The organism is Paenibacillus sp. FSL H8-0175 (assembly GCF_045040615.1).
Lineage (GTDB): Bacteria > Bacillota > Bacilli > Paenibacillales > Paenibacillaceae > Paenibacillus_AQ > Paenibacillus_AQ odorifer.
Genome location: NZ_CP150299.1, coordinates 812,142 through 838,094, shown reverse-complemented (window position 1 = coordinate 838,094; position 25,953 = coordinate 812,142). Strand labels below are relative to the sequence as shown.

The window sequence follows — 25,953 nt, the reverse complement described above, 5'->3', positions numbered from 1 at the left end:
AGTGAAACAAAAAAGAGACGGCAATGATGCCATCTCTTTAACAACATTTTTTCTCATACTTGTCCGTAAAGTCCAATAAATATAAGGATCTCATAGCACTGTATCCTTCCTTACCAGTAGAGCGACACTCTCCACATGCGTGGGTAGACAGTGTGAACAAACTTATATGAGGAGCCTAAGACACTTCCGGACAGTTTATCTGCTCTTGACGCCTTAGTTCATAAAAATATTTCACTATTGGATGCTTTAACTTCATCTTCTCGCTCATGTTTAAAACCCAACCGTTTTGATAGAAGGCAACTCCGAGCATAACATCTATGGCGTGCTGCAGAGGGACGAGAATAACCCTCCTATCCATAACCGAACGGATGCTTTTTGTACTCTAAGGGGCTTGAGCCGACTCTATTTTTGAACACACGACTAAAATAGTACTGGCTCTTATACCCTACCTTCACGGCCAGATCCCCGATTTTGATATTCGGCATTACGTCATCCAGAATCTCCTTCGCCTTCGATATCCGAAGCTCGGTGACATAGTCAAGGAATGAAGCACCGATTTCTTGCTTCATACGCTTACTAAGATAGGTTTGGTTGATATGAAATAGTGCTGCTACTCGAGTAATAGACAGCTCCGGATCCTGATAATGACTGTCAATATACTCGGTCACTTTTTGGATAAGCACTGTTCCATCCCCTGTATACCCGGGAAGCTCCCGCTCCTTATCCACCCTGTCTTCATGTGAATGCAAAGGATATTTTACCTGAAGATGCTCATCGATCCGATGAAGCAGCTTGTTCAGATCACTCTTCGGCACAGGTTTCAATACATAATCGAATGCTTGCAGTTGCACGGCTTGACGCGCATATTCAAAGTTATCGTACCCGCTGATGATGACAACCAGAACCGACGGGCAGCGTTCGCGCAATATATTCATCAGATCGAGCCCATTCATATTCGGCATGTTGATGTCCACAAGACATACATGTGGTGGGGCTTCCTCCACCATATTCAATGCTTCGTTTGCACTTTTCGCTTCTCCTGCAACCTCAAAAAGATACGGACTCTCCTCAATGTATTGTCGCAAGCCTTTGCGAATGATCGTTTCATCATCGACGATGACAATCTTCCACATCTTCATTCCACTCCCCGTCCAAAGGTATTCGAATGACCATAACGGTAATGCCATCTTCGCTCTTCACTGCAAGGCCATATGGCACTCCGTAAGCTAGTCGAATGCGATGGTTTACACTGTATAGCCCAAAGCCTGTGGCAGAACGATCATATGTATCATCAAGAAGGGCTTGATTTATCTGCTCAAGCTTCTCTTCCGGAATCATAACCCCATTATTTTCAACCTTAATGACCAAATAATCGGCCTGTTTATATGCTGTAATCGAAATTTTGCACTTTTGATCCCCAAGTGGCTTAATCCCGTGATAAATCGCATTTTCCACCAAAGGCTGCAGCATGAAGCGAACGACTTGGCACTGATCAAGCTTTTCATCATATCGAAGCTCGTAGTCCAGAATCTCCTCATATCGCACACCTTGAATATGAAGATAACTCTCGACATGGTACAACTCCTGATCAAGCAGAATGTATGGACTGCCTGTGCCAAGCCCTAATCGGAAATACGCGCTAAGCGCTTCCACCATCTCCACCACATTGTCTGCTCCATGTTCCGTTGCCATCCACTGGATCGTATCCAATGTGTTGTATAAAAAGTGCGGCTTGATCTGCTCATGAATCAGTCTGAGTTCCATCTCCTTTCGGTCCTGCTCCACAGCGTATAATTGAACAAGCATGTCATTGAAGCTTCGTCCAAGATCGCCGATCTCATCCGAGCGCGTAACATCTGCTCGTATGGTTTGGTTGCCGTTCTGCACATTTTCCATTACCTGGCGAAGCGACTGAATTGGACGAATAATGGAAGAAGCAAGCAGCACCAGAAAGACGATAAACGCACTACCGATAAGAACGCCTACCAGCAATGCAGTCCGCTGGGTTTTGATCACCGCTAACGATAGACTTGAATTCGGTACTTTGAGTACTAACTTCCAGCCTTCCACATTTTGAATTGGAGCCTCAAATACACTCATGTTCTTCTTATCTGCTGTATCCTCCGCTCCATCTTCTTCACCCAGCTCTCTGCAATCGACGATAAGCTGGCCTGACTGGTCATATAGCATTACATCTTGAGCAATCTCCCTCATCTTCTTGACGGAGACGGCTGCGGCAATATAAGCTACCTCATCATTCACCGATGGATTCACGCGATAAAGAATGACGACGATTTCGGCTGCATTCGCTTTGGATACGATCGGATTGCTTACCACATAATTGGAATCTGAATTCAGCAGTTTTCGATAGTAGGGTCGGTTTAGTATCGAAAAAGGCTTGTCCCTTGCTGACCAGGAATTTCCGTGAATATCCACCACGCGTATGGATTCGTACTCTACTTTCTTCTTCGCCTCGAACTTATCGAACTCTTGCAGCAATTCATCTCGTGTCCACTGATGGTCCGAAGCTAGAGAAGCAAGCATGTCTATCTCTCCAATGCGCTGATTAAACCAATAATCAATCTGGTCGCTGCGTGCAGTAACCACTTGCTGCGTTAAGTTCTTATTCAAAGGGACAACCGTATGGTTCATCTCCAAATATATTGTTACAAGCAATGCAACGAACAGCAGCAAGAAGCAGCCTCCTGCGATTAACGTAATTTTTAAGTGAATTGATTTCATTGTAATCATAGCCCTTCACAATATCCGTTTCTTACATGCCCGAAAAAGACAAAAAAACACTAATCTGTGCAAATACATAATGCTGTACTAAATCTATAATAGGTCTTGTGCATATTTTCACATGAAATAACATTCATGTCTAGGCTAGAGATAAAGGATTTGCCTAGCAAATCTTCCTCTCCCTAGTGTATGTAACCAATCCACAACAGAATGAAGGAGATATTATGCGAACTCACACGAAAAAGCTGTTATCTATTCTACTAGTCCTCAGTCTTATGTTCACGCTTGCTGCTTGCGGCAGTAAAGATGCAGAGCCCGCTGCAGATGCAAACGGAGTTCAAGTCTTTGAAGGAGTTGGGCAAGGTAAACATGGCGATATTAAAGTACAAGTCTCCTTATTAGATAACAAGATCACTGACATTAAAGTGACAGAGCATAAGGAAAATGAAGTACTTGCAGAACCTGTTTATACGCAGCTCAAGCAAGAGGTCATGGCAACTAACAGCGCAAAAGTTGATGCCATTAGCGGATCTACAGTTACAAGCAAAGGATATCTCGAAGCCATTCAAGATGCAATTACGAAGTCTGGACTTACCCTTGTCGCTGGCGCTGAAGTCAGTGGAAGCAAAGACAAAGAAGAAGTCGAGCAAACCTATGATGTTGTCGTCATCGGTGCCGGGGGTGCTGGCTTTAGTGCGGCTATCGAAGCGAAGAGCGCTGGAGCTAATGTAGTTCTGCTCGAGAAAATGCCAGCTGTTGGCGGCAACACATTGATTTCCGGTGGTGAGATGAATGCGCCTGACAACTGGGTTGAACGTGCTCTTGGCATCACAGATGACACGGCTGACTTGTTCTATAATGATACGATGAAAGGCGGAGACAACCTCGGGGATCCAAAGATGGTTCGTATTCTTGCCGACAATGCTCTAGCATCTGCCGAATGGCTGCGCGATGATATCAAGGTAGAGTTCTTACCTGATCATCTGTTCCAATTTGGTGGCCATTCCAGAAAACGTGCGTTGATTCCTGTAGGTCATACAGGTGTTGAATTGATTACTAAGTTAAAAGCCAAAACAGACGCTGATCAAATCACGATCAAAACGAATATGAAAGCCGAAACCTTGCTGAAGGACGAAAGCGGCAAAGTAACAGGTGTAACTGCGACTTCGGGTACTGGCGACAAGATCACATTCCATGCGAACAAAGGCGTCATCATCGCTACCGGTGGTTTTGGATCCAATGTAGAGATGCGTAAGAAGTATAACCCTACAATGGATGAAAAATATATGACTACCGATACACCAGGATCTACAGGTGACGGTATCGTTATGGCAGAAACGATTGGCGCCAAACTGACAAACATGGAGAGTATTCAAACGTATCCAATCTGTAATCCTGAGACAGGTGTTATTTCCCTGGTTGCAGACTCCCGCTTCGATGGTGCGATCCTGATTAACCAAGAAGGCAAGCGCTTCGTTGAGGAATTAGAACGTCGTGACGTTATTTCTAAAGCAATTCTTGCCCAAACGGGTGGATATACGTATCAATTATGGAATCAAGGCATTGAGGATATTGGTAAAACGATCGAAGTTCATCAAGACGAATACGATCAACTCGTTAAACAAGGCTTGCTCTTTAAAGCCGATACGATTGAAGAGGCGGCTGATTTCTTTAAAATTGACGTGAACACTTTGAAAGAAACGATTAATAAAGTAAATGATTATGCGAAAACAGGTAAAGACCTTGATTTCAAACATCGCGGTGGATTGAAATCTCTTGAAAAAGGCCCTTACTACATCGAAAAAGCTGTACCCTCCGTTCACCATACAATGGGCGGCTTGGTGATCGACGAGAAGACTCGCGTTTTGAATGAAAAAGGCGAAGTCATCCCTGGGTTGTTCGCTGCAGGTGAAGTAACAGGGGTCATTCATGGTACAAACCGTCTTGGCGGTAATGCCATCGCTGATATCTTCACATTCGGCCGGATTGCAGGCAAACAAGTTGTAGCAGAGTAATCTTATTTTTTGTGTAACTGCTCTATTAATAAGTTAGCCTTAAAAACGTGCAAGATAGTTCGTAATGTGCAGGTTGACTCTAACTTTCAAGCTGCCCTCTATGACATAGCAAACCGCCCTGTCAGCAACATTGCGAACAGGGCGGTTTATTTATGTATTCGTGTCATCGGCATGAAAAAAATAAGCACTGTGACCAAAAGTGTGACCACGATGATCTTCACGATTTTTTTATGGTGGAGCCTAGGGGCTACGCTCGTCTAACTCGCTGCTCTTTTATCGTTCCGAAAAAGGAATATTATTCCACTCTCTTTTTACTTTCATTGCATTTCTCTCCTTTAACTGAATGTGAAAAAGCGCAGGAACTTGTCCCTGCGCCATGCTTCCGCAATATGCGGAAACAAAAAAAGCCCCATATGGTACCCTCGAAGGTTCCATATGGGGCTGACTTTTTGCAGGATCATTAATAAATGAGAAAGAGCCCTCACGGATAATAGGCATAGACCTACTTCGTAAGAGCTTTATTATGCAGATATGTGGTTGGCGAACGCTTCTAATTAATGGCCAGATATAATGGAAAAGCATATAGCCAACCAATGAATCCAATATATAATCGGATATTAATATTCAGGGAAATCCCTGATAAAATTTAATTCCCCGTGCTCGTCCACAAAAAATAGACGTTTTATGTTACTCGCCAAAATTTTTACAAATATATTTTATGATATTATCCTCTGCTCGGCGTTTCGTAATACTTCAGTGTCCGAAGTTTCCGGGCGAATATGACTGGTCATTGCATACTCTTGCTGCAGCTGCGCTCTCGACTTCGCCTTGTTTTCATTTACATTCTTCTGTTACATCCCTGACCAACAAAGCCACCGACTCCACATGCACCGTATGCGGGAACATATAGCACCAGGATGTGAGCTGTTGCAATCCGCGGAAACCTTGATATGACGGGTTTTTCGCCAATTCACTTCCGTTTAGTATGGGCTCATTCCGATCGTTTCTGTTGATGTTTTACATCAATTTCACATCAATTATTGAATTACTGAGCTCGTCTGATAACAAAAGTAAAATATGGATTCCTGTGATTTAAAATAATCATAGGTTTAAGAGGTGAACCATCCGCCACTTAAACCTACGATTTGGAAGAGTGGCTGCCTGGATCTACGTCACGGTTTAGAAAGAAACTCCGAGACATCCCCCAGCCGGTATCTGCGATGAACTTCGCGATATGTCGGATTTTAATTATATATGCGATTTCGAGATTTTTCGCAGATGACAGAATAAATCCGTGCAAGATTGAAACTTTCTTTGTAACGGGATATGCTTGGCGAGGCCTGGAATGGACGGGATCGGGTGAAACGGTATTTCATGTTCTGTCATCCCAACGGATCACCATTCCATTATGAGCACCCGTATCTATGGTTCCCTCAATCTATCCGGAGGAACAACATGCGATATATCCGCTTCCACGATCTGCGCCTTACCTACGCAACGCCTCTCTATCAACTATCACAATACATTTGCATTGTTTTGTGTAAACTCGAACTGAAACAAAGCAAAAAATATACCTTATAGAATTGAATAATAATTAATAAGTAAAACTTAAAAAATATCAAGCAAACTAATTTGTTGTATTATAATTATCAACAACATCATCAATACAATCTGTTAAAATTTCTAAAAGCCTTATTTTCATTGCATCCATTGAAACAACATCTTTTAGCATATTATATATTCCTATGCCTCTACGCATTTTCACGCCACTACCATTATCAGAATACATATTTCCCCACTTCTTATTTTGACTATTCACCATTGTCTCCATGAGAAACCTCGAGAAGTTCTTACTTAAACTTTGTTTTAGTTCATCTTTTAAAAACTCCATATTCAAATCATCATCAGCAACATCATTTTCTTTTTCAATTGTCAAGAACTCGTTATTCGATGAATCAAGAAATTCTGATATATAAGCTTGTAAGATAGCTTTTAACTCTTCAATGGGTCTTAAAGTAATAGAACTGCCATAATGAATAGGGTCGCCCATATATGCATTGTAACATAAAGCTTTTGTAGTATTATAGGCAGGGGTGTTATAGCAATAAATGTTTTCTTCCTTTTTTAAATATTCTGCTGCTACCTTATTGTAAATATCATCACTATAATTCATAATAAATTTATTTTCTCTGTGATGAGATGTTATTGAAAATCTGTTTCCTTTTCTAATCTGTAAATCTTCATATAAAAAAATAATTTTATCTATAAGTTCAGCTAAACAACCCTCAGAATCTTCAAAACTGGCATTTAATATTTCCGCTTTTTTATCATCCATATGCATTTCTATATTTGAAGAAGCTGGGCTGCGTCTAGACTTTTTCTTCGATTCATCATGATTCATTGTATTAACTCTTGGCACAAGCCCTTTCAAATAAATAATATTCTGTTTATTGTTTTCAGTTAAATGTTCATAGTACAGCTTTGCTTTTTTGGATTTTATTTCATTATCTTTTGGTGGATACAAAGATTCTAAAGCTCTTTCTAAATATGTATCCAATTGTAACTCTCTATCATCATCAGTTCCCATATCTGCTTTTATGAACTGATTGTAGTAAGTATAACTCAACAATAACTTACTTTTTAATCCTAGGCTCTCTAATGTGTACAACTGATTTTTTATACCTTGTTGCATTGTTTCATTGGCTTTATCTATTAAAACTACTACATCACTTTCATTTAAAATACCTGAATTACTAAAAATATCCACATCTATATTCTTTTCATCCATGTTTTTATACTCAGGATTATGTCCACAACCAACTGTATCTGCAAACACAAATGAATGATATTTTAATTTACCATCACTATATAAATTTTCAGGATTCACAGCTTCTTCTAGAGCGTTGTGAAAATTATCCATATGCAAATCTGTTTCAAGATATATTTCTTTAACGCAAATTCTTAAGCTACCACCTTTTATAGAATTATCAGTAAAAGGCTTATAACAATTATCTATAATATTTCCAATTTCCTCCGGTGTTAACTCAAAAGAAATATTAGATTTATCTGAGTCTTTGTTGTCAACCTTTACTTCTTGAACATACTCTTTTATACTTTCGATTGCACTCTCAACAGATTTTTTAAAATATTCATCAAAGCTTTCTTTTATAATTTCATTTTGATTAAAATCAATATCATCTTCAATGTCATCAATAGGATATTTACTAAACTCATCTAAAATAGTTTTATAAAAGCCTTTTGTTATTGACTCTTCATTTACAGCACCAAACAATCCATCTAAGTTGCAATTGGAGTTTTTTATAAATTCCAATATTATCCTCTGTCCATCTAAAATGGATTTTTTATATTTCTCAAAGGCAAGTTGCAAATTAGGAATGATTATCTTCTGATAAATATGCATATTACTGTGCAAAGTAATACTATTTTTAAAATGGTACTTATCAACATGTATTTTTTCATATTCATCATTATCCGTGATATGTTCAATCTCACCATCATTGTTTACAATTAAGCCCTTTACTATTGTATTGTAAATAGTTGTTCGTCCATTATCGACCAACAAAAAACGATATAAATCATCAAAGCCTAATAACTTTTTTATAGTAGTTGTTTTCCCAAAACCAAAACCACCTATAAATGAAACAATAATATCTTTATCGGTTAATTTATATTGATCTCGAATGCTATCTATGTCATTTTCTGTATGTTTGTTTAATAAAACAGGCATTATGATACCTTCAAGGGTAGCCTTTATTTTTGAGTATTGATATTCATTTAACCTTGAGCGCATTTCTCCTTGGATTCTTTCAATTAGTCCACCAATCCCCATTGATTGATAGAACGCTAAATAGTCGTTTAAATTATGTAACATTTCCTGTAAAATCATTTCAGTTGATTTCATGGCCTTTTTAGACAATTTAATGTTAAATGAACGCTTTACCCTATAATCTTTACCCGTCGAACTAACTTCAGAAAATAGTTTTTTATCTTGAAGTTCGGAATTTGATATAAAAATATTAACCGTTGTTCCCAGGTTGGTTTTGACACAATTAACTTTCATAATTTGCACTCCTTTATTTCATAATTCATTTTCCAAAGAAAAATATTAAATACAAATCACTGCATTTGAATTATTAGCCTCTTTAATGTAATTGAACTATAACTCTTTCTTTCTTATTTTTCAACACTTGTTTTGCATTTCATTTTAGAATAATGCATTTAACCTCGAAAAACCCTGTTCAAAATACAGATAGTTTGTATTCTTCATATATCTTTGTGCAAGTATTGCATTCCAGGGTAACACTGTTTAATTCCGTGTGCACATAGTGAAACATCACTCTTTTCTTGGTTAATATTTTTGCTGTGTTTTTGTCTTATTTTTGTTGAAAAAGGAATGAAGCCAAACCCTCAAAACTTATAATTATAGGGCTTTTACGATTTGTCTTTATTATACTGTATGGGCATACCTCGGCCACGCTGCACATTAATCAAGGCGTTCATGCCAAGATCATTTTGCGGCTAGGTCACGGGAATATCAACACAACGATGAATATTTACGGTCATGTGCTCCAGTCTGCTGACCAGTCTGCTGCTACTGATAAGTTGGGCTCCCTGTTCTCCAACAAGATAAAAGCGCAAAATAAAGACGCTGCGGGGAGTAATTCCCGAGCGTCATCTTGCGTTCTTTTATGTCAAATTATATTTATTTACTGGCAATTATTTAGCTTTTTCACATCAAATTTATATCTATGAATGATTTCTCCCGCTGTATCATTAACTTTCACCGTCTTGTATCAGCAACCGAACCCTTGTTACATAATGAAGTATTGCCCTGTACTACTTTAGCTCCAACAAACTTAAGTTACACCAGATTATTCCTGTCGGTAGAGATCATCTAGTGCTTGGAATAGTTGAATGCGTCCAAATAGATGAAGCAATCTATGCAGGAAACTATAAAATAGCTATTGATAAATGAAAGCCGCTTGCTAGTTTGGCAGGAGACTTTGCCGGACTAACGCCTTCATTTACATATCGATTGAAAGGTACTTAAATCACTTGCTAGCAGAGATTGATCTATTTTATGTTACTAAAACTTATAAGGAGAGCCTAAGCGCTGACCGCACTTAGGCTATAATATCTTTAATAAAAGGTTAATGAGCTCATTTTCAATTACTTCCTTACCAACACCGCCACCGACTCCACATGTGTTGAGTAAGCAGAGTCAACACATACAATAAGGATGCCTAAACCCGATTAATGCCAAAAGGTAGGGCATATTTACTTGATATAGCAAAGAGCACTACCAGTAAAAATCAATATGCGTGTATAAACCTCTGAACTTGTTCAGGCTCTCAGAGGTTTAGTCATCTTTTTGATTGTTAACAATCAGTCTAAGAGTAGGCTCGATTTCCTTAAGTTTAAGTGATCCTTTTTCCATGGTACAAAGCATTTCGATAAACTCTCGCGGTACGCCACTCTCATTGATAATTTGCAATTCATTCTTAAAATTATCCTGGAGCAACATCTTTATTCCTTTATTTAAAAGAATAGGCTTAGGAACCGGAATCACATCATCTAATGGTTCTTTCGATCTCATCTTGTGGATGGACATTTGCTTCAATAAAGAAGTATATCTGCTCTGATCAATTATCCCTAACTCTTGAGCTCGATACAACATAGCTGCGATTGATACTTTCCAATATTTTTTCAACTCTATAAAGTGAATCAACTTTGTAGAAGTAACTGTCTTTGCAAATGCCTCTGCTGGTAATAATAATGCTGATGCGAAGCGATTGGCCTGATTCTCAATGATCTTGAATTCCTCTCTTGAGAGGATATCCTGATTGTGAATATGATTGTGCATCAAGCGATGGCCAATTTCATGCGCCGCATCAAATTGTCTTCTTGCAGCAGACTCCTTATCATTCCCTAAGAAAATATAAGGGCGCCCTTTTCTGGATTGACAGAACGCGTCTACTTTCAAGCTATCCATATCAATAGAAAAAACAACAATACCGTTTCGTTCCATAAGATTAACTATATTGTTGATAGGATTTTCTCCAAGTCCCCAAAACTGTCTGACATTCTCCGCGAGAATCTCAATAGAATCATCATCCCAATCAGCTTGATCGAATGAAGATAGATCAGGTAAGTTCAACTCGGGGAATTCAATGTATTTTTGCAGATAATCATATATATATCCTGCAAGTTTTGATTTATTATATTGAATTTCCTTGTTTTTTTTCGTTGCTGCTGCAGATGCCCTAAAGAAAGTATTACCTATGATATGTTCTTCATAAGTCTTATAGAAAAAACTCTTAGGGAAGTCCAACTCCCGTATAATCCCCATCATCGTAGTGGGTTTTGGTTCGTTTTCTCCCAGCTCGTATTGAGATATGGCTTGTTTAGAAAGGCCTACTCTCGACGCGAGTTCATTAATACTTAGGCCTCTTACCAAACGAGCCTCTTTAAGTCTAGCCGGAATGATTCTCTGATCTTCTTTGAACATATTACTTTCCTACTTTCATACTGACGGATCAGATTTCAGCTTTAGAGGGATATCCTCGTCAGTTTGATGCGCTGTCTCCTTAAACGGTATCTTGATATCGTCACTGTTCTCATAAACGTTAATTGGCGTCACATTGTCTAAACTATTACTTAATACCATACTCGTAGTATCCTCTAAAAATATCCAGTCCGAATGATCAGGCAATAATGCGCCTTCTCTGATTGAACCATTATGTGGATCATATACAACAATTAGACCAAAGGGATAATTCTCCGTACCCAGCGGATGCATTGCCCGCTGGTATTGAATGTCGATATCTGGGGAGTCCTCAGATAATCCTTCCTCAATTAACCTTGGGATGTTTGAGACAGAAAAGTTCATTCTGTAAGTACTCGCACTGTCAAACATGTCTTTTTTAGTTGCTAATGGTAATACAAGAACAGATATATTTCTTAGCTTTTCTCTTAATACTATGTAGGGATGAAATCCCGACTTTTTCATCTCAAATTCAATCTGCAGGTGCGGATGTTTCTCAATAGAATTAATTACTTCTGTGTTAACAAGGTCATAACGGTTTTTGGGATTCGAAGTATCTGTTACTATATCAGAAAATAGTTCTAGGTAAAGCTGATGTCTTTTAAATCCTGCTTTAATCCCTTCACATATAACAGTTCTCTGCTCTAAAAGAAGCATACATTTTTGATATATATCCATACTCATAAATTGTTCCCCCCTTTGTTGATGTCCTTAACACTAAGATATACCAAAATCATTTTTTTGTCTAGTTGTAATCATATTTATTTAATTTTGTAAAGTTATATCTCTTTTTATAGTTGATTGTCCACCCAATAAACAAGTTCCACTTCCTAGCATTCTAATAAAAATAGAGTTGGATAAAATTCGCAAAGGAGATTTATCCAACTCTTGAATATGTCGCTATGTTGTTTGAATCGTCTTAACTATCACAAAAAATCTGTAGGCCGGCTTGGTATCTCAGAAATAAAAAATCTCATTCTTTATTGTGTAGATACTGTTGTTTTAGACACAAATGCAGTTCATTCATCTTTACCTTGCATCATCTTGTTAACCCAATTGGTAAGTCTACCTGATTTATTTTCGGCAGCATACCACTTACCGTTAACAGTAACAACCGCACACTGATCAGTCAACAAATAAAATGTATTTTTTTCAAAAGTAATCAGTCTCTTCTCAGAAAGACTCTTAACAAGGTCTTCTAGTCTCGCACCTTTTTGATCCAACCATTTTTGGAAGCCCTGTTCCTCTGTGTTAAGCTCTTGATGTAAGCAAAGCCAATTGATTATGAACCACTCTACCTCGTCAAGTTCCGCGGGCCTCCACTCCCAAAATAAAGGCTCATGATCTAGTCCTTCTTTTGGGATATAAATATAATTTGTCTCCCAGCCTATTTTATCATCGCTTCTTTTAGCCTTAGTCCGCAGAAAAGGATGGAAAGCTTCAAAATCAAGATCTTCGCCAAAGATATCATCGCTAAGGTTGTATCTATAGCTCAGCTTTGTCCAAATAAACTCTAGAAGTATTAAAAACGGATTATGTGTTGTTGAGCCATAGAAATTCCAGTTACCTTCCCTATCTAGAGGACTTACATAAGGCATAGCATCCAACTTCGCTATAACACTATTATTACATATAATAAGGTCGGGAAAGATAGTTGGACTAAATCCCCTAATACCTGAGTTCTTTTCTATATATTTGTTAAACGCTTCTCTTAGGGCAAATTCAGATGAATATCCATAATAACCAAATACTATTCTCACCGGCATCATTTCTTCTATTAACAAACTGTGATAAATCATTTGCTCATGTAAAGGCAGTTCTGTCACTTCTTCATAGTCAGGAAGTTCTTTCTGTACTATATGTCTAAACGCATCTCTAAACGCTTTCATATTTAACAACTCATTATTAGGTTCAGTAATTGAATATATTTTGCGCATTTTATCATAGGCATCTATCAGGTCATCTTGATACAAATTTTTTTTAACTTCTAGAACGGCAATTACTTGAGAGAGATCATATATAAATTTGCCTGTATACGGAATGGCTTCACCGTCTCCCTCAACTATCATACAATCTATTTCATTACTAAATTCACCCAATTCGTTCCGTATTTTTCCGGACACAATTCGTATATCTAACCCTTCAAATATTGCTTTATTCAGGAGACTCACTGTAAGTCCTTCATACATGTCGCCAATTGTAGGACCATGTTTAATTATGCTGTATTTTTTCAATAATTCTTTTTCTTTGATCATAAGAGAATTCAATAGATCGGCCACTGTTGTAATCAATTTAATTCACCTCTTACCTGTATTATACTTCCAATTTACTACAGCCTTTTACCTCTCTGCTATTTTCAACTACTTTATTTTCAGATAAAACTTTCTGCCCCCCTTCTTCTAAGCTCCCACCTAATCGTACTCTCACTGATTCCGTATTATCGACAACGCATGTCTGTGTTCGCAACATCTAACCACATTATCCATTTGGGACTTTTTATACTTCAGTGGCCTCTCCTTTATATAATCCGCTTTTTGTCTCGTTATTGCTTAACCGCCTGGGTTCTCTCAAGAATCTTAGCTCTTTCAAATTCTGCAACTGCAAATAATTAGTCAAGACGCCTGACGAAGTATGCTATGTCCGGCAGTTCCTGCTTCCCTGAAATCCCTCTGCCAGACTGAGGCGTATGCTCGATGCGTAAATATATTGTTATCTGAAGGACACTTCAAACTATTTACTTGTAAATTCGAATTTCGCTGCTATATATTTTGCTGTATTTTCAATATAGGGAAAAACTGTGCTGTCATTAATATTCAATACATCAAGTTCACCTAAAATCTTTTTTTTGTTTCTAATAGTCATCCTCTGTACTGAGATGTCCTCGGTCCCCTTTTCATCCATAACTGCTTCATGACCAAAAAGCAAAAATGCTCCTGACTGTGAATGTATCCTACTATTTGTTCTTTTGCTTTTAATACATATAATATCTTGTAAATCCGATGGTACTATTCTTGGTTGGAAAAATGGCTTTTCTACCATAATATAATGAAGCAATCTTCCGACGACTTGTTGTTTATTAAATTTCCCTATGTCGCTAGCAAACACAATATTCTCTTTGTCTCGTTTTGATAACTTCGCTAGATTTGAGATGCAACTTGCTTTATCAGAATCGAAGTACTTAATATGACTCTTATTTACTTTTAAAATTATAACTTCTCCATCAATATTCATTTTATCAATTGACGAACATGAAAAATACAAAGCAATAAGTGGGTTGGATGTTATATCTAATAGGCGAGTGGGTAACGAATAATGTTGCATTCTTACTAATTTATCTAAAGTATTCGTATCCGTTGAGAAATCAGAAGAGTTTGATAAGATCATTTCATTAAACATCACATTTTCATTATCAAGAAATTTATAGTTCCCTGATTTATCTTTCCTAAAAAGAGATGGTACAAGTTTATATTCTATTTTGTCTGAATGTCCTCTATAAAAAATATTATTATCTTCATCATTACCTAAATTAAAAATTGCTTCAATATATGACTTTACTGATGTTACCTCTAAAATATTACTTTCTGATGGTCTAGGTAATTCAACTTTCTCATTATTTACTTCAAAATTTATAAGATTCACATCACTCAACCTTATTAATAGGTCTTCATCTTTAATTGCCCAGTGCGTTCTATTAATCTCCCAACCCCTAATATCTAGTAATAGTGAAATTTTTTCTAATTCTGCAGATGGTATTGGTGGTATTTTGTCATCAAATGAATATTCAATTAAGTACGTTTTTCCTCTATCAGAAATCTTATTTAAATAACCAACTTTTGAAATGCCTTTAAAACCTTCATAAGTGAATAAACAAGGAAATTCTTTAAGTACATCAAATTGCTCTTGTTTAGCATTCTTAAATACATCACTGATGTCCATATTTGTATACTCTAGAAATCTACTTTTTTCGATGCTATAGTGAAGTTTTTCCCAACCTTCATCCTCACCAGTAATAAAAAGATTATACATTCTATCACTCCTAGTTTTTTTGAAGCCTCTTTCAGATAACGTTGTTGTATTCACAACGCCCCCACCACCCTAAAGGAACGAAGTGACTGGCCGCGAAGCGGTTGGGTGGTGCGGATGTGTGCGGCTGTTTCCGCTTCACTGCTGCTGAAATGCCTCTCCGAATCAACTTCTAACTCCTGCCGGACCGAGGGACGAGTCCCGATGCGTGAATATGGTATTATCCAATGCCGTCTAATTAGAGAAGACTTACAAAACAAACTTCAACCTATTCCCAGAACTTAAATAAAAAGTCACTATATTCTTTGAAATTTGAAAAGTAGTATCTATCATTTACTTCTCTCTTATCAATAATATCAGTATCTTCAGCCGTACAAAGCGGACATATGATTTTCAACTTTTCATTAATAAAGAAATCTGCACTTACTTCATTTATTAGAAATTCTTTCGAGCACTTTTTACAATTAATTTCATAGGCGTAAAATTTCTTGTTTTCATTTTCTTTAAGGTTAGGAATATCATTATAAAAAATAATCTCCATTAAGGTACTAATTGCTTCTCTAATTGCTGATATATTCATTTCCATTGTTATGTTGATGTCATTAAAATCAAACCATCCATTTGGATTTATGCTAACTGAATTACCAGGAAACAATTCATTTGGGGCCAGTGAAAACTTCGCTGTTAATGGACGTCTATGTACAATTTCATTTCTTAATTTAATTACCCTATCAACCTCATTACATTTATAAAGATCAAATAAGTGTTGAATACTATCCTTCTTCGAATATTTTTTCTTTACTGTTTTTAGAAGTTCATTACTCTTGTTTTTAATTGAAATATTAAATAATTTGTATCTTTTCTTCAGTTCTGACTCTGCAACTTTTCTAATCTCCTCATTTAATGGTTTCGCAACAATCTTATAGCCCTTCCCGCTAGGAATAAATTGAATATCATGACATCCAGTTTCTACTATTTTTTCACGAATGTCCCTTCCAACAACTAACTCTGTTTGTAAAACCTCATTCACAATAATAAACAAGTACTCCCATATTGAGGCAGTTCTTAATAAAGCATTCTCAAGAAAGAATGATTTAACACGATGGTCAGCTGAATTAGTTTCTGCAAGGACTACAAATTGGGCAATTGACATACAAAGATCATTATTATAATAAAACTTTAACTCTTCTATTAGAGGGATTATATAGAGTGACATCCCTAAGTCAGAGGCAATTTTCTCTTGTTTCAAATTAACTTCAAAATCACTTCGATATTGCATTACTTTATCATTCAATCTAGTAAGAATAGACTGATTCATTTGAAAACTTTCAACTGAATAATATTTGTGTGTGTCTACTTGGTTTCTTGTTTTCTTTCTAAAATTAAACAAAAGGATCGCTTCTTTCTTTATTTTTTTGATTTGGGTTTTACGGTTTCGGATAACGTTTTGTATCTACGAACCCGGGAAGCTTAAGGGAGCAACGCGACCGGGTCCATCGGACTTAGCCTCGCAGGGTTGTGAGCCGAATTGCCTACTCTGCTTACCTCCTCTTGCGAACCAAGGGCCGTAAGGCCCGCAGCGTAAATACTTTGTTAGGCGATGTTCATCTCTCCCAGAGTTCACGATCATAAAAATCTAAGCAGAGAGACCATCCAACAGGCTTATAATCTTTAGTGTGTATTCTTCTTTCATAATAATCTATATGTTCATGAGCATGATAACCTGGATGGCGTATATATAAATCTCTTCCTTCATCCCTCACTTCACTACCATCAATAGAAATATTTACGAAGACCTCTCTACTTCCAATCAAAAAAAGAGTCTCATACTGTTCCTTGATATCTAGATAATCTTTATGATCCCGATACCAGTACTTGCTTAAATTACGTGACTCTTTCTGATCCTTAGCTACAATGATTTCCTCTGTATTCGCATTTTTAGATTTTCTAATTAAGTTTCTAATTGCCTTCCAGTCATTCGTTTTGAACTGGATCGTATGATGTAAAATTACAATGTCATTCCCACTATCCTTATTTGACCATCGATTAAGTAAATATTCGGTTAATTCATTCTTTCTTGAAGGTATAAAGATAATACTATCTTTATTAGTAGCTGCAACTATTAATATATTTTCTAGCTTTTCCAAGCCACATTCGTTACCTAAAATAACGGCTCCTTTAGCATCTGTACTAACTACGTACAAACCTTCTACATCCGGTGCTGGAATTAACACCTTAAATGTCCTGCTCCCAAGATTTACTTCGTGTTTTCGAAATGTCATTTTCATTTTCATTTTTCCCTTAGATGAATTTCGCCTAACGTTCTTGTATTCACGACGCCCCACCACCTTAAGGGACGAAGTCCCGGCCGCGATGCGGTTAGGTGGTGCGGGTGTGTCCGGCTGAATATACTTCCCTGCTACTGAAATTCCTCTTAGAATCAACTTCTAGCTTCTACCGGACCGAGGACCGAATCGCCCGAAGCGTGAATATTGTGTTATTAGAAGGTCAGTTCATCCTTGAATTACTTCTAAAATGAATTGTTTTATTTATTTTAATTTTGTAACCTCATTGTTTAATAGGGTAAATACATCAATACAACTATTCAATAAATTAGTTATCGTAGCATTTATATCAATATCTGATAGCCCATGAAAGCCTCTGTGTACTACTTTATTTCTTAAATAAGAAATGGCTTCCCATTCATTTAGAAATCTATTGAATCCAGCAACGTAAAGTAATTCTTTTAATTTCATTCCACTTAGTTTGTTAAATAATGCAATTCTTTTTTGTCTACCTTGAAACGAATCCATTAATGCTTCTGCAGCCTGATTTGAATTCACATATTGGCTAACTAATCTATTCAAAGTTTCTTCCAATAGCATTTCAAGTAAAGTACTTACGAAAACAATTGCAACTTTTCTTTCTTTGTAATCATCTAAATTCTGCTTCTCAACTATGTCGATAAGAATTAAGACATCTATTGCTGGCCAATGTTCTCTAGACTCATTAGTAGCTCCACAGCATGGAGCGGGGTTACTAAGATTTGTTGTAAAATTCACTTTGTCATTGAAAATCATTTCACAAGATGGGCATCTCTTGTACCCTGTCAATTTCATATTCTCATCCCCTAAGACTTCAACTGACTTTCTGATAACGTTTTATTTACGAACTTCGTAAATAACTCCATATGTAGAGTATTCGCGAAATTATTGAGCTATCCTTTAATCACTTCACCGTGTATTCTGAACTTATAGCAATAATGAAAACTAGTCGAATAAGTCCGTTATTCGACTGACGCAATAAGTTAATGTTATATCTATTCACGACATTCTCCATTCGTTTTGATAACATTTGGGTAGTGATTTTTTCTTTGCTCTTTAGTATTCTGTTTCCTTGGTTATCCAAGTCTACATGCAAGGTTTGAGGAAAAAGTTTCATTACACTTCCCATCATAAGTCAATTTCCTCTACTATAAACGCATAGAGCACCCTAGCCTCTAAACGCTGGGTGCTCTATTTAAATTATTATAGGATATATAAGCTTAAAGTTATCGTAAATACGCCAAAGCGCTACCGTTTTGTACAACGTTAGAATGCGTGGAGGCACAGCACTGGAGATTCGATGATTCTAAAGCGTATCAATATTTTCAAGAAATTCGTATGCTATTACCAGCGTTAATATACGGTCTACGATAATTATATGTCACTGAATATAGGCAGGAATTATTTACCGCTTGTTTTGATTGTTAATCTTACTGTACTGTTAAAAGTATAAAAACCACCACAATCTAATTCATCCGTACCGGAGGGATAGTTTGTGGTGGTTTTTTTTGTGATTAATTATGTAGTAATTGAGCTAATTAACTTAGAACCGTTATTCAGGATAAGGGGTGTTAGTGTGAATCCATGAATTGATTGAGTCTCTGTAAAATAAAATTCTTCTTCGTACTCTTACAAAGGGAATTTGATTTTCACGTACCATTGTATAAATACAGTCTGTTGAAACACCAAGATAATCAGACAACTCCGATACAGAAAATACAGCTTTCATATGGAGTTCATCTTGTTGCAAAGTTACATTTTCGTTACTGCTATCAACAGTTGTGTTAGATTGAATCTTTTCTTTCCCCACACTGACTAGCAGCTGTTCTTCCATTTGTACTAATATTTTTAATAATTCAATTCTTAGCAAGTCATATTCTCGCATAACGTTCACCCTTATTCATAAATGTAATTATATAAAAAAAATCTGTTTTTGATGAGATTTTCAAATTTCGAACTGTACTTGAAAGGTTAATTTCTAACTAAATTCTATGAATGTTTTTTCAGAATCACAAACTACATATTTTTAGAGAAGTGTGGTGAGAACCCTTGACCCTTCAAATGGCCCTGAATACATTAATCTCCCACTCTTGGTTGTTTAGTCGATTACTCACATATATGAGTATCTCGGTATTCGTTTCTCACCATGGTTATGATAGATGTGGTGAATATTAATGAATATAAAAGATGAATTTTGGGATCAGCCAGTACGCAAAGCGCAGGAAATGTTGAATACAACAGATAATAAAAGTAGAGCGGAATGTCGCAGCTATATACTTGATGCGAACTATCGTTTACTTTTCCGTATTCAAATCTATAAATCACTCTGGGAGCAGTTAATTCTGTATCCAGATATCTTCTTTCGAAGACAACTCTATGCAAAATCGTTTGGTTTAAGCCAACAAATGATTAAGGAAGGAATAGGAGTTTCAACGGGAACTGCTCACAACCTGCTAAATGCGACTCAGGAACCACCTCTCAGTGTCATTCATTCCTATGCAGTCATGTGCAACGTTCCTTGGCAAACGATTGTTGAGGAAAATCCTGATCAGAAGTATTTTTCTATTCCAATAGAATATTGGTTTAACGGAGCTTCCGTTGAAAAACGAATCGATGAACTAAATGAAGAGCGAAGTCAGGTTCGGAGCATACGTGGTTACTGGATCAGTGACCCCCTTCCACTTTTTGAAGGGGAGAATAGTCCCATTACAGCAAGATGGGTGAGAAGCTATCCAGAAATAGAGTATCTCGAATTCCATCTAAATCACGAACCCTCACTCTATCCTCAAAAAAGAACCAACATTAAGAAAATGTTTCCGTTTGCAACACATCTTGTGACAACCTATACGCCTTTGCAACCACTTCATAAACGGTCCTTCTGGATAGTAGGACCAAAACCAAAAAAACAGACTGCATTTGAAGAGTTGTTAAAAGTCATCGAAAAGCGACAGTACACCGACGTTACCTCTCTTTAGAAACTGCTTGCATTACCCTCCATTATGTTGGCTTTCTCATGTTGATGAGTGATTAACTGCAAATCATCAACATGGTTAGGCTAGTGCTAACAAACCTAATGGAGGCTACGCTTATGGAGAAACAATCTTCCGATACATCCCCTCATTTAGAAAATCAAAACAACCTCGAAACCCAAGAATCTTTTCGGCAGAATTTTTCTTTTGCCGAAAAGATTCTTGATGTTGAGGGTATGTTTCCCACTCACAGTGACGATCATGATATTAGAAAAGTCACGCGTGAGAAGGTGGAAAATATGCTGTATGCCAAACAACTGATACCTGAAATTCAACATATCGAAGCCAATACGTATCTAGGTGCAAAAGGTATTAATCAGTGGATATGGGAAAACAAAGTGCAGCCGGAAATTCCTCAAAGCTTATTACGAGAATATTTAAGTCGCAGTATGCGCAATACTCCTCATAACTTTTTTAGGAAATTTCGACTCACTCGTAATCTGCTACTTCATATTGCGAAGGTTTATGAGATCGAACCTTCTCAGATTCAAGAAAGACACTTGCTTGATCCGAAGTCTCTTCATCAGGGTTTCGAACATTTAGCGAAGGATGGATACAAGTCAACTCTATTCCACTTCCTAATGCGAAAATCCATTCAAAACGGAATGCTAGATAAAGAGATCCCGTTCTTTAAAGCAGCAAACAAGCAGCCAACCCTGCATCCGAGAATCCTCGGCTTCCAAATGTATATGGAACAAAAAGGATTCTCTCGTAAACATATTCGGGATACAGCTACCCACGTAAACCAGCTCTTTGTTTGGCTTTGTGGAAATGTCCAGATGTTTAGTAGAACTACCTCTGATACGATCTCCGTTTTTCAAATTCAAAATGAACATTTGCTGAAATACCGTACCTACAAACTGAGGCAATTGAGGGACGGAGAGTACAGCCAAATCTCATTTACACACAGTATATATGCCATTCGCTCTTTCTATCGTTTTTTGCATGAAAGATTTGGCTATGAGCCACCCCTACAGCGCTTCCGTTCCATTAAGTCACCACGATACAGCCCTCGTGAACTTCCAACGGAAAAACAAATCGAAGCATTCTTTCATGTGGTGGAGCAGTACGCAAGAAATCCTGTTCTTGAACAGCTCGGGTACCGATTGATGTTCCATCTGGGGCTAAGATTATCTGAGGTAGCGCAAATTAAATGGAGTGATATTAATTTAGGAACACGAACGATTGTGATCCATAGTAAAGGCAAGAAGAGTCACGTTTTGCCTTTCGTTGGAAGTCTTAATTCCCTTTTACAAGAACTTCAAAAACAGCCGAGGACAACCTACCTCATGGGGCAAAAGATCTCTACGATTAAACACGAATTATATGAATACTTCATTCTCTATGCGATGATCACGGGTTGGCCGTTTCCAGGCGGCGTTCATATCTTCCGTCATATGTTTATTACGCGTCTTGCATATAAAGGAGTTCTTCCGCAAGCGATAAAAGAATTAGCCCGTGTAAGTATGCTGGATACTGTAGGGCTATATATTCATATGGCGCACCGAGACCAACATATGAATAGTCAAATTGATCTACTCAAATACGAGTAAGGAGGAGTTAGGGTATGCCTATATTTGATGATACGATAGCCAATGATGTTGCTTTTGAAGAAACCCTAATCCAGCTAGCGGATCAATATGGACCAGATGCCTTTAAACGCATGTTGCAGCGCCTATCTCCACAAAACAATGCAGAAGCGATAAAAATGAAGGGAACGGTTCTGCTAGATGATGCGGTTCTCCATTATTACGAGAGTGATGCGTTTCAAAGTTTAGCAAAAACCTCACAACAAGCATATCGCTATGAAATGAATTTGTTCTTACGATATTGCGAACGCTTAAAAGGAACCCACCCAAACATCAAGGAGATTTCTTCTACAGCCTTTTTAGACGAATATTTAGCCACCGTTCAAAAACTTAATACACGCAGCAAAAAAGCTGCTTTTTTAAGAAGTTTTCTAGGAGAGGCTTTTGCTCATTTCTTCAACCAGGATATCCGAAAACTCAAACGAACCCTTTCCATTGAAATAGATCAGAATCGTGAGCCTCGTGCGTTTACCAAAGAACAGTTGGATGAGCTACTTTGCCTGGTTAGACTCGGCCGCGAAGCCCACCGAAATTTCACCATTTTATGGACCTTTTTAGGCTCGGGTATTCGGCTGAGCGAATTGTTACATCTACAGATTGGAGATATTGTTTCATCCCGGCAAGAGATTCTTGTACGCGGAAAAGGAAAAAAGGGATATAAACAGCCTAGTAAAATAACCAAATCATCCCTTGAAATCCTCAGTACCTACGTGAGCTTTCGGTACCATGGCGTGAAAGACTCGCAAGATTATCTAGAACGATATATTTTCTCGGATGACAAAGGAAAATCTCCTCTACACGAAAGCACAGTTCAGAAAATGTTTGCTGCCTTGATTGATCAAGCAACATCTATACGCGAATCGGACAAGAAACCCTATCAGCTTTCCGTACACTCTTTACGCCATTCCTTTGCTCTCTATTTGCTTGAATCCGGCGTAAATCTATACACGATTAAGGAGCTCATGAGGCATTCGTGGCTAAGTTCCACGGAGGTTTATTTAAAATTGTTTGATAGTATGCTGGTTAAAGCAATCGACCAACATCCCCTCGCTCAGCTTAAAGCAAGCGATCTCTTTTGAATCAGGAGGCGATTCGTATGGCTTTTTTACTTCAGTCCGCCTACTTCCAGTTCTGGAGCAACCAATTCACATTAAGCAATTCATCTAAGTACAAATATATAAGCGTACTCAAGAAATTCGAAGCTTTCTTACTTCACAGTGGTTTTGAAGGCGAACTTGATTTTGATCGATTTCATGCCAGTCGTGAGCACCCCGGTAGATTTCTCCCCATTCAACGACAGGTCTTCGACCGTTTTTTTATTGACTTAAAACGACATGAACAGATTACAAATATGAATTTAGCAGCGACCATTACCGTGCTAAGATGTTTTTTTGAATTCCTGTACGAAGCGGATCTGATTCAACATAACCCACTACTCGGATATCCTAGACCAAAATTTGAGTCACCCATTCAAAACACTGCCTTGTCGAAAGCAGAGTGTCTCACCCTTCTTCAAGCTGCACTTCATAGAAGCCCTTTTTACCGGCAGGAATTTGTGTTTCTCTGGTTCATGCTGATCACGGGTCTTCGACTTTCAGAAGTCCGTTTCCTAAGGCGGAAACGGGTACACTTGGATACACGGATCGTTCACATTTTTGATGCACAAAAAACCGAGAAACGACCTGTCGCCCTCCCTAAGGATCTCACTGCAGAACTTGAACGGTACTTACATCATCCTGAATATCTTAAATATGCGAATCAGGGGGATGAATACCTATTCCATCAACAAGGAAAAATCATGACCGTTGACAAGATTAAACGGATACTATCTGAATTAGCTCAAGATGCAGGCCTTGGCAGACATATTCGGCCACATGATCTTAGACGAACAGCGGGATATCTGATGCAGACAGGTGGCATGAGCATCGTCGATATTCAACATCAGCTGCGCCATAAAAATGTAGGAACCACGTTGCGTTACGTACCCCCTTTGAATGATTTGACTAAGATTCTCGAGGATACCTAAGATGATATCAATCTATATTAATCCATTAAGTTAAGGTCTCACTTCTTCAAGAATGGACATAATGACTAGTATAAAAAATCCATTGTAGAAGGTGTTTTGAGTTGGCTAATATCCAAAAACGTGGTGATAATTCATGGTTCTTAACGGTTAATGCTGGTAAAGACGCTAGAGGAAAATACGTCCGTTTCACGAAAACCGTTCATTGCCGAACAAAACGAGAAGTGGAAAGCGAATATGCTAAATTTCGGATGGAAGTTGAGGCAGATCAATATGTGTCGCCTCAGAAAATAACCTTCGGTGCGTTTGTAGAAGAATGGAGAGATAAATATGCCGTAAAGCATCTGGGATACAAGACGTTATACACTTATGACTCTAATCTTAAGACCCGAATTCTTCCTTACTTCCAGCATCTAAGGCTTGAGGAAATCAAACCACTTCACATTTTGAACTTTCTGAATCAACTCGAGAAGGAAGGTAGCCGTGGAGATAAAAAAACAGGAGGCTTAGCCTCTGGTACGATCGAAATTCAGCACCGTATCTTAAAAAACATACTCAAACGTGCAGTGGAATGGAGAATTATTAAGCGAAATCCAGTTATCGATGTGCAAAAACCAAAAGTAACTTCAAAAGAGAACGTCCCTTACAATGAAGCAGAGGTAGAACAAATGCTTCGAGCGTTGCAATGTGAGCCCTATCACTGGAGAATCATGATTACCTTGGCTCTTACAACCGGACTACGGCGGGGCGAATTACTTGGGCTGGAATGGAAGCATCTTGATTTCAACAACGGGATGTTAGATGTTTCACAATCTATGATTCATGCTCTTAAAGGTGAGATTATCGTCAAATCTCCTAAAACAAAAAAATCCATTCGAAAAGTAGCACTACCCAGTTCCATGTTAAAGGAGCTAAGAGAATATTACGCTTATAGAATGCAAGAACGAAATGACCTTGGCGATGCATGGTATAGCGGAGATTGGTTTTTTATGTTCTCACATCCCGATGGGCAACCTTTCCATCATGAGCGTCCCTACCTTTGGTTTCGACAGTTCATAAAGAAAAATAACTTTCGGTACATTCGGTTTCATGATCTCCGGCATACCTCAGCCACGATTCTGATTAACCAAGGCGTTCATGCTAAGATTATTTCAGAACGACTTGGACATGGGAGCATCGCCACAACTATGAATATTTATGGTCACGCTCTCCGTACTGCTGACCAAGCTGCAGCTGATAAATTCGAATCGTTTTTTACATCTGGTGCTGCACAAGGACAATAAATAAGACGTACAGGAATTTCCTGGCGTCTTCTTTTCTTTCAGGATTTATGAAAGTATAACTTATTTTCCGAACACTGCAGCTTTGACTAAACCAACCATGTTAGCCAGTTCCTTATCCACCCATATAAAATATCAGCTGTTTTGGAGGGTCCAATATCCCTGCTAATTTCCAGGAACCATCCACAGTAATACTCCATGATGACTTTATCTCTTTTTACAAAAAGCTCTGCATTCGTATTCTGCTGATGTTGATTTCCGACCAGAATAAAATCGCTCTTTATAAGCGATTCATTAAACATATTGAACTAACGTTTCCTGTTGGCAATAGGTTCACTGTACATCTATAGATAGCTTTGACTG

Annotated in this window: 17 protein-coding genes; 6 read left to right on the top strand and 11 right to left on the bottom strand. The window is 37.8% G+C overall.

Annotated features, from left to right (window positions below):
• Positions 1–350: 350 nt before the first annotated feature.
• Both MHH46_RS03660 and MHH46_RS03655 read right to left on the bottom strand, forming a co-directional pair.
• Positions 351–1,133, bottom strand: coding sequence for a response regulator (locus MHH46_RS03660; protein WP_076128491.1), 783 nt, complete (start codon positions 1,131–1,133; stop codon positions 351–353).
• Positions 1,108–2,694, bottom strand: a complete 1,587-nt coding sequence (locus tag MHH46_RS03655) for a histidine kinase (protein WP_076190080.1) — start codon at positions 2,692–2,694, stop codon at positions 1,108–1,110. Before MHH46_RS03655 ends, MHH46_RS03660 begins: the two co-directional genes overlap by 26 nt.
• Positions 2,695–2,966: 272 nt before the next feature.
• On the opposite strand from MHH46_RS03655, the gene MHH46_RS03650 reads away from it, so the two are divergent.
• A complete protein-coding gene (locus tag MHH46_RS03650) occupies positions 2,967–4,757 on the top strand; it encodes a flavocytochrome c (protein ID WP_076190079.1) in 1,791 nt (596 codons plus the stop codon).
• A 1,627-nt stretch (positions 4,758–6,384) separates the two neighbouring features.
• Here the strand turns inward: MHH46_RS03650 and MHH46_RS03645 are convergent.
• From MHH46_RS03645 to MHH46_RS03605, 9 genes are all read right to left on the bottom strand, one after another.
• Entirely contained in the window at positions 6,385–8,838 is a 2,454-nt protein-coding gene (locus tag MHH46_RS03645) for a hypothetical protein (protein WP_076190077.1), read from the bottom strand.
• Positions 8,839–10,137: 1,299 nt separating this feature from the next.
• Positions 10,138–11,286 (bottom strand): ImmA/IrrE family metallo-endopeptidase, encoded by a 1,149-nt coding sequence (locus tag MHH46_RS03640; protein WP_076190076.1) that lies wholly within the window; start codon positions 11,284–11,286, stop codon positions 10,138–10,140.
• 15 nt (positions 11,287–11,301) lie between these two features.
• Positions 11,302–12,006 (bottom strand): hypothetical protein, encoded by a 705-nt coding sequence (locus tag MHH46_RS03635; protein ID WP_081387729.1) that lies wholly within the window; start codon positions 12,004–12,006, stop codon positions 11,302–11,304.
• Between the two features lie 335 nt (positions 12,007–12,341).
• Positions 12,342–13,577, bottom strand: a complete 1,236-nt coding sequence (locus MHH46_RS03630) for a DUF6602 domain-containing protein (protein ID WP_405132565.1) — start codon at positions 13,575–13,577, stop codon at positions 12,342–12,344.
• Positions 13,578–14,052: 475 nt separating this feature from the next.
• Positions 14,053–15,402, bottom strand: coding sequence for an FRG domain-containing protein (locus MHH46_RS03625; RefSeq protein ID WP_218642196.1), 1,350 nt, complete (start codon positions 15,400–15,402; stop codon positions 14,053–14,055).
• Positions 15,403–15,613: 211 nt separating this feature from the next.
• Positions 15,614–16,639: a hypothetical protein gene (locus MHH46_RS03620; protein WP_405132564.1), complete on the bottom strand. Its 1,026-nt coding sequence runs from the start codon at positions 16,637–16,639 to the stop codon at positions 15,614–15,616.
• Positions 16,640–16,949: 310 nt separating this feature from the next.
• A complete protein-coding gene (locus MHH46_RS03615) occupies positions 16,950–17,579 on the bottom strand; it encodes a hypothetical protein (protein WP_143762703.1) in 630 nt (209 codons plus the stop codon).
• Positions 17,580–17,894: 315 nt separating this feature from the next.
• A complete protein-coding gene (locus tag MHH46_RS03610; protein ID WP_076190071.1) occupies positions 17,895–18,464 on the bottom strand; it encodes a hypothetical protein in 570 nt (189 codons plus the stop codon).
• A 757-nt stretch (positions 18,465–19,221) separates the two neighbouring features.
• Positions 19,222–19,554 (bottom strand): excisionase family DNA-binding protein, encoded by a 333-nt coding sequence (locus tag MHH46_RS03605; protein ID WP_305954149.1) that lies wholly within the window; start codon positions 19,552–19,554, stop codon positions 19,222–19,224.
• Between the two features lie 289 nt (positions 19,555–19,843).
• Here MHH46_RS03605 and MHH46_RS03600 point away from each other — a divergent pair, with 289 nt between their 5' ends.
• The 5 genes from MHH46_RS03600 (at position 19,844) to MHH46_RS03580 (ending at position 25,593) form a co-directional block, all read left to right on the top strand.
• The gene (locus MHH46_RS03600; protein ID WP_076190069.1) at positions 19,844–20,644 is read left to right on the top strand and encodes a hypothetical protein; all 801 of its coding nucleotides are present in this window, start codon (positions 19,844–19,846) and stop codon (positions 20,642–20,644) included.
• A 113-nt stretch (positions 20,645–20,757) separates the two neighbouring features.
• Positions 20,758–22,251 (top strand): tyrosine-type recombinase/integrase, encoded by a 1,494-nt coding sequence (locus MHH46_RS03595; RefSeq protein ID WP_076190068.1) that lies wholly within the window; start codon positions 20,758–20,760, stop codon positions 22,249–22,251.
• A gap of 14 nt (positions 22,252–22,265) precedes the next feature.
• Positions 22,266–23,366 carry a tyrosine-type recombinase/integrase gene (locus MHH46_RS03590; protein WP_076190067.1) on the top strand — a complete coding sequence of 367 codons (1,101 nt, stop codon included), beginning with the start codon at positions 22,266–22,268 and terminating at the stop codon, positions 23,364–23,366.
• A gap of 17 nt (positions 23,367–23,383) precedes the next feature.
• The gene (locus MHH46_RS03585; protein ID WP_076190066.1) at positions 23,384–24,313 is read left to right on the top strand and encodes a site-specific integrase; all 930 of its coding nucleotides are present in this window, start codon (positions 23,384–23,386) and stop codon (positions 24,311–24,313) included.
• A gap of 101 nt (positions 24,314–24,414) precedes the next feature.
• On the top strand, positions 24,415–25,593 hold the full coding sequence (locus MHH46_RS03580) for a site-specific integrase (protein WP_076190065.1): 1,179 nt from the start codon (positions 24,415–24,417) through the stop codon (positions 25,591–25,593).
• Positions 25,594–25,953 lie beyond the last annotated feature (360 nt).

What these genes read in the sequence shown, in the direction of transcription:
- MHH46_RS03650 (WP_076190079.1), top strand. Translation starts at nt 2,967, where the DNA reads ATGCGAACTCACACGAAAAAGCTGTTATCTATTCTACTAGTCCTCAGT.
- MHH46_RS03585 (WP_076190066.1), top strand. Translation starts at nt 23,384, where the DNA reads ATGGCTTTTTTACTTCAGTCCGCCTACTTCCAGTTCTGGAGCAACCAA.
- MHH46_RS03605 (WP_305954149.1), bottom strand. Translation starts at nt 19,554, where the DNA reads ATGCGAGAATATGACTTGCTAAGAATTGAATTATTAAAAATATTAGTA.
- MHH46_RS03645 (WP_076190077.1), bottom strand. Translation starts at nt 8,838, where the DNA reads ATGAAAGTTAATTGTGTCAAAACCAACCTGGGAACAACGGTTAATATT.
- MHH46_RS03640 (WP_076190076.1), bottom strand. Translation starts at nt 11,286, where the DNA reads ATGTTCAAAGAAGATCAGAGAATCATTCCGGCTAGACTTAAAGAGGCT.
- MHH46_RS03595 (WP_076190068.1), top strand. Translation starts at nt 20,758, where the DNA reads ATGGAGAAACAATCTTCCGATACATCCCCTCATTTAGAAAATCAAAAC.
- MHH46_RS03630 (WP_405132565.1), bottom strand. Translation starts at nt 13,577, where the DNA reads ATGATCAAAGAAAAAGAATTATTGAAAAAATACAGCATAATTAAACAT.
- MHH46_RS03600 (WP_076190069.1), top strand. Translation starts at nt 19,844, where the DNA reads ATGAATATAAAAGATGAATTTTGGGATCAGCCAGTACGCAAAGCGCAG.
- MHH46_RS03610 (WP_076190071.1), bottom strand. Translation starts at nt 18,464, where the DNA reads ATGAAATTGACAGGGTACAAGAGATGCCCATCTTGTGAAATGATTTTC.
- MHH46_RS03660 (WP_076128491.1), bottom strand. Translation starts at nt 1,133, where the DNA reads ATGTGGAAGATTGTCATCGTCGATGATGAAACGATCATTCGCAAAGGC.
- MHH46_RS03635 (WP_081387729.1), bottom strand. Translation starts at nt 12,006, where the DNA reads ATGAGTATGGATATATATCAAAAATGTATGCTTCTTTTAGAGCAGAGA.
- MHH46_RS03590 (WP_076190067.1), top strand. Translation starts at nt 22,266, where the DNA reads ATGCCTATATTTGATGATACGATAGCCAATGATGTTGCTTTTGAAGAA.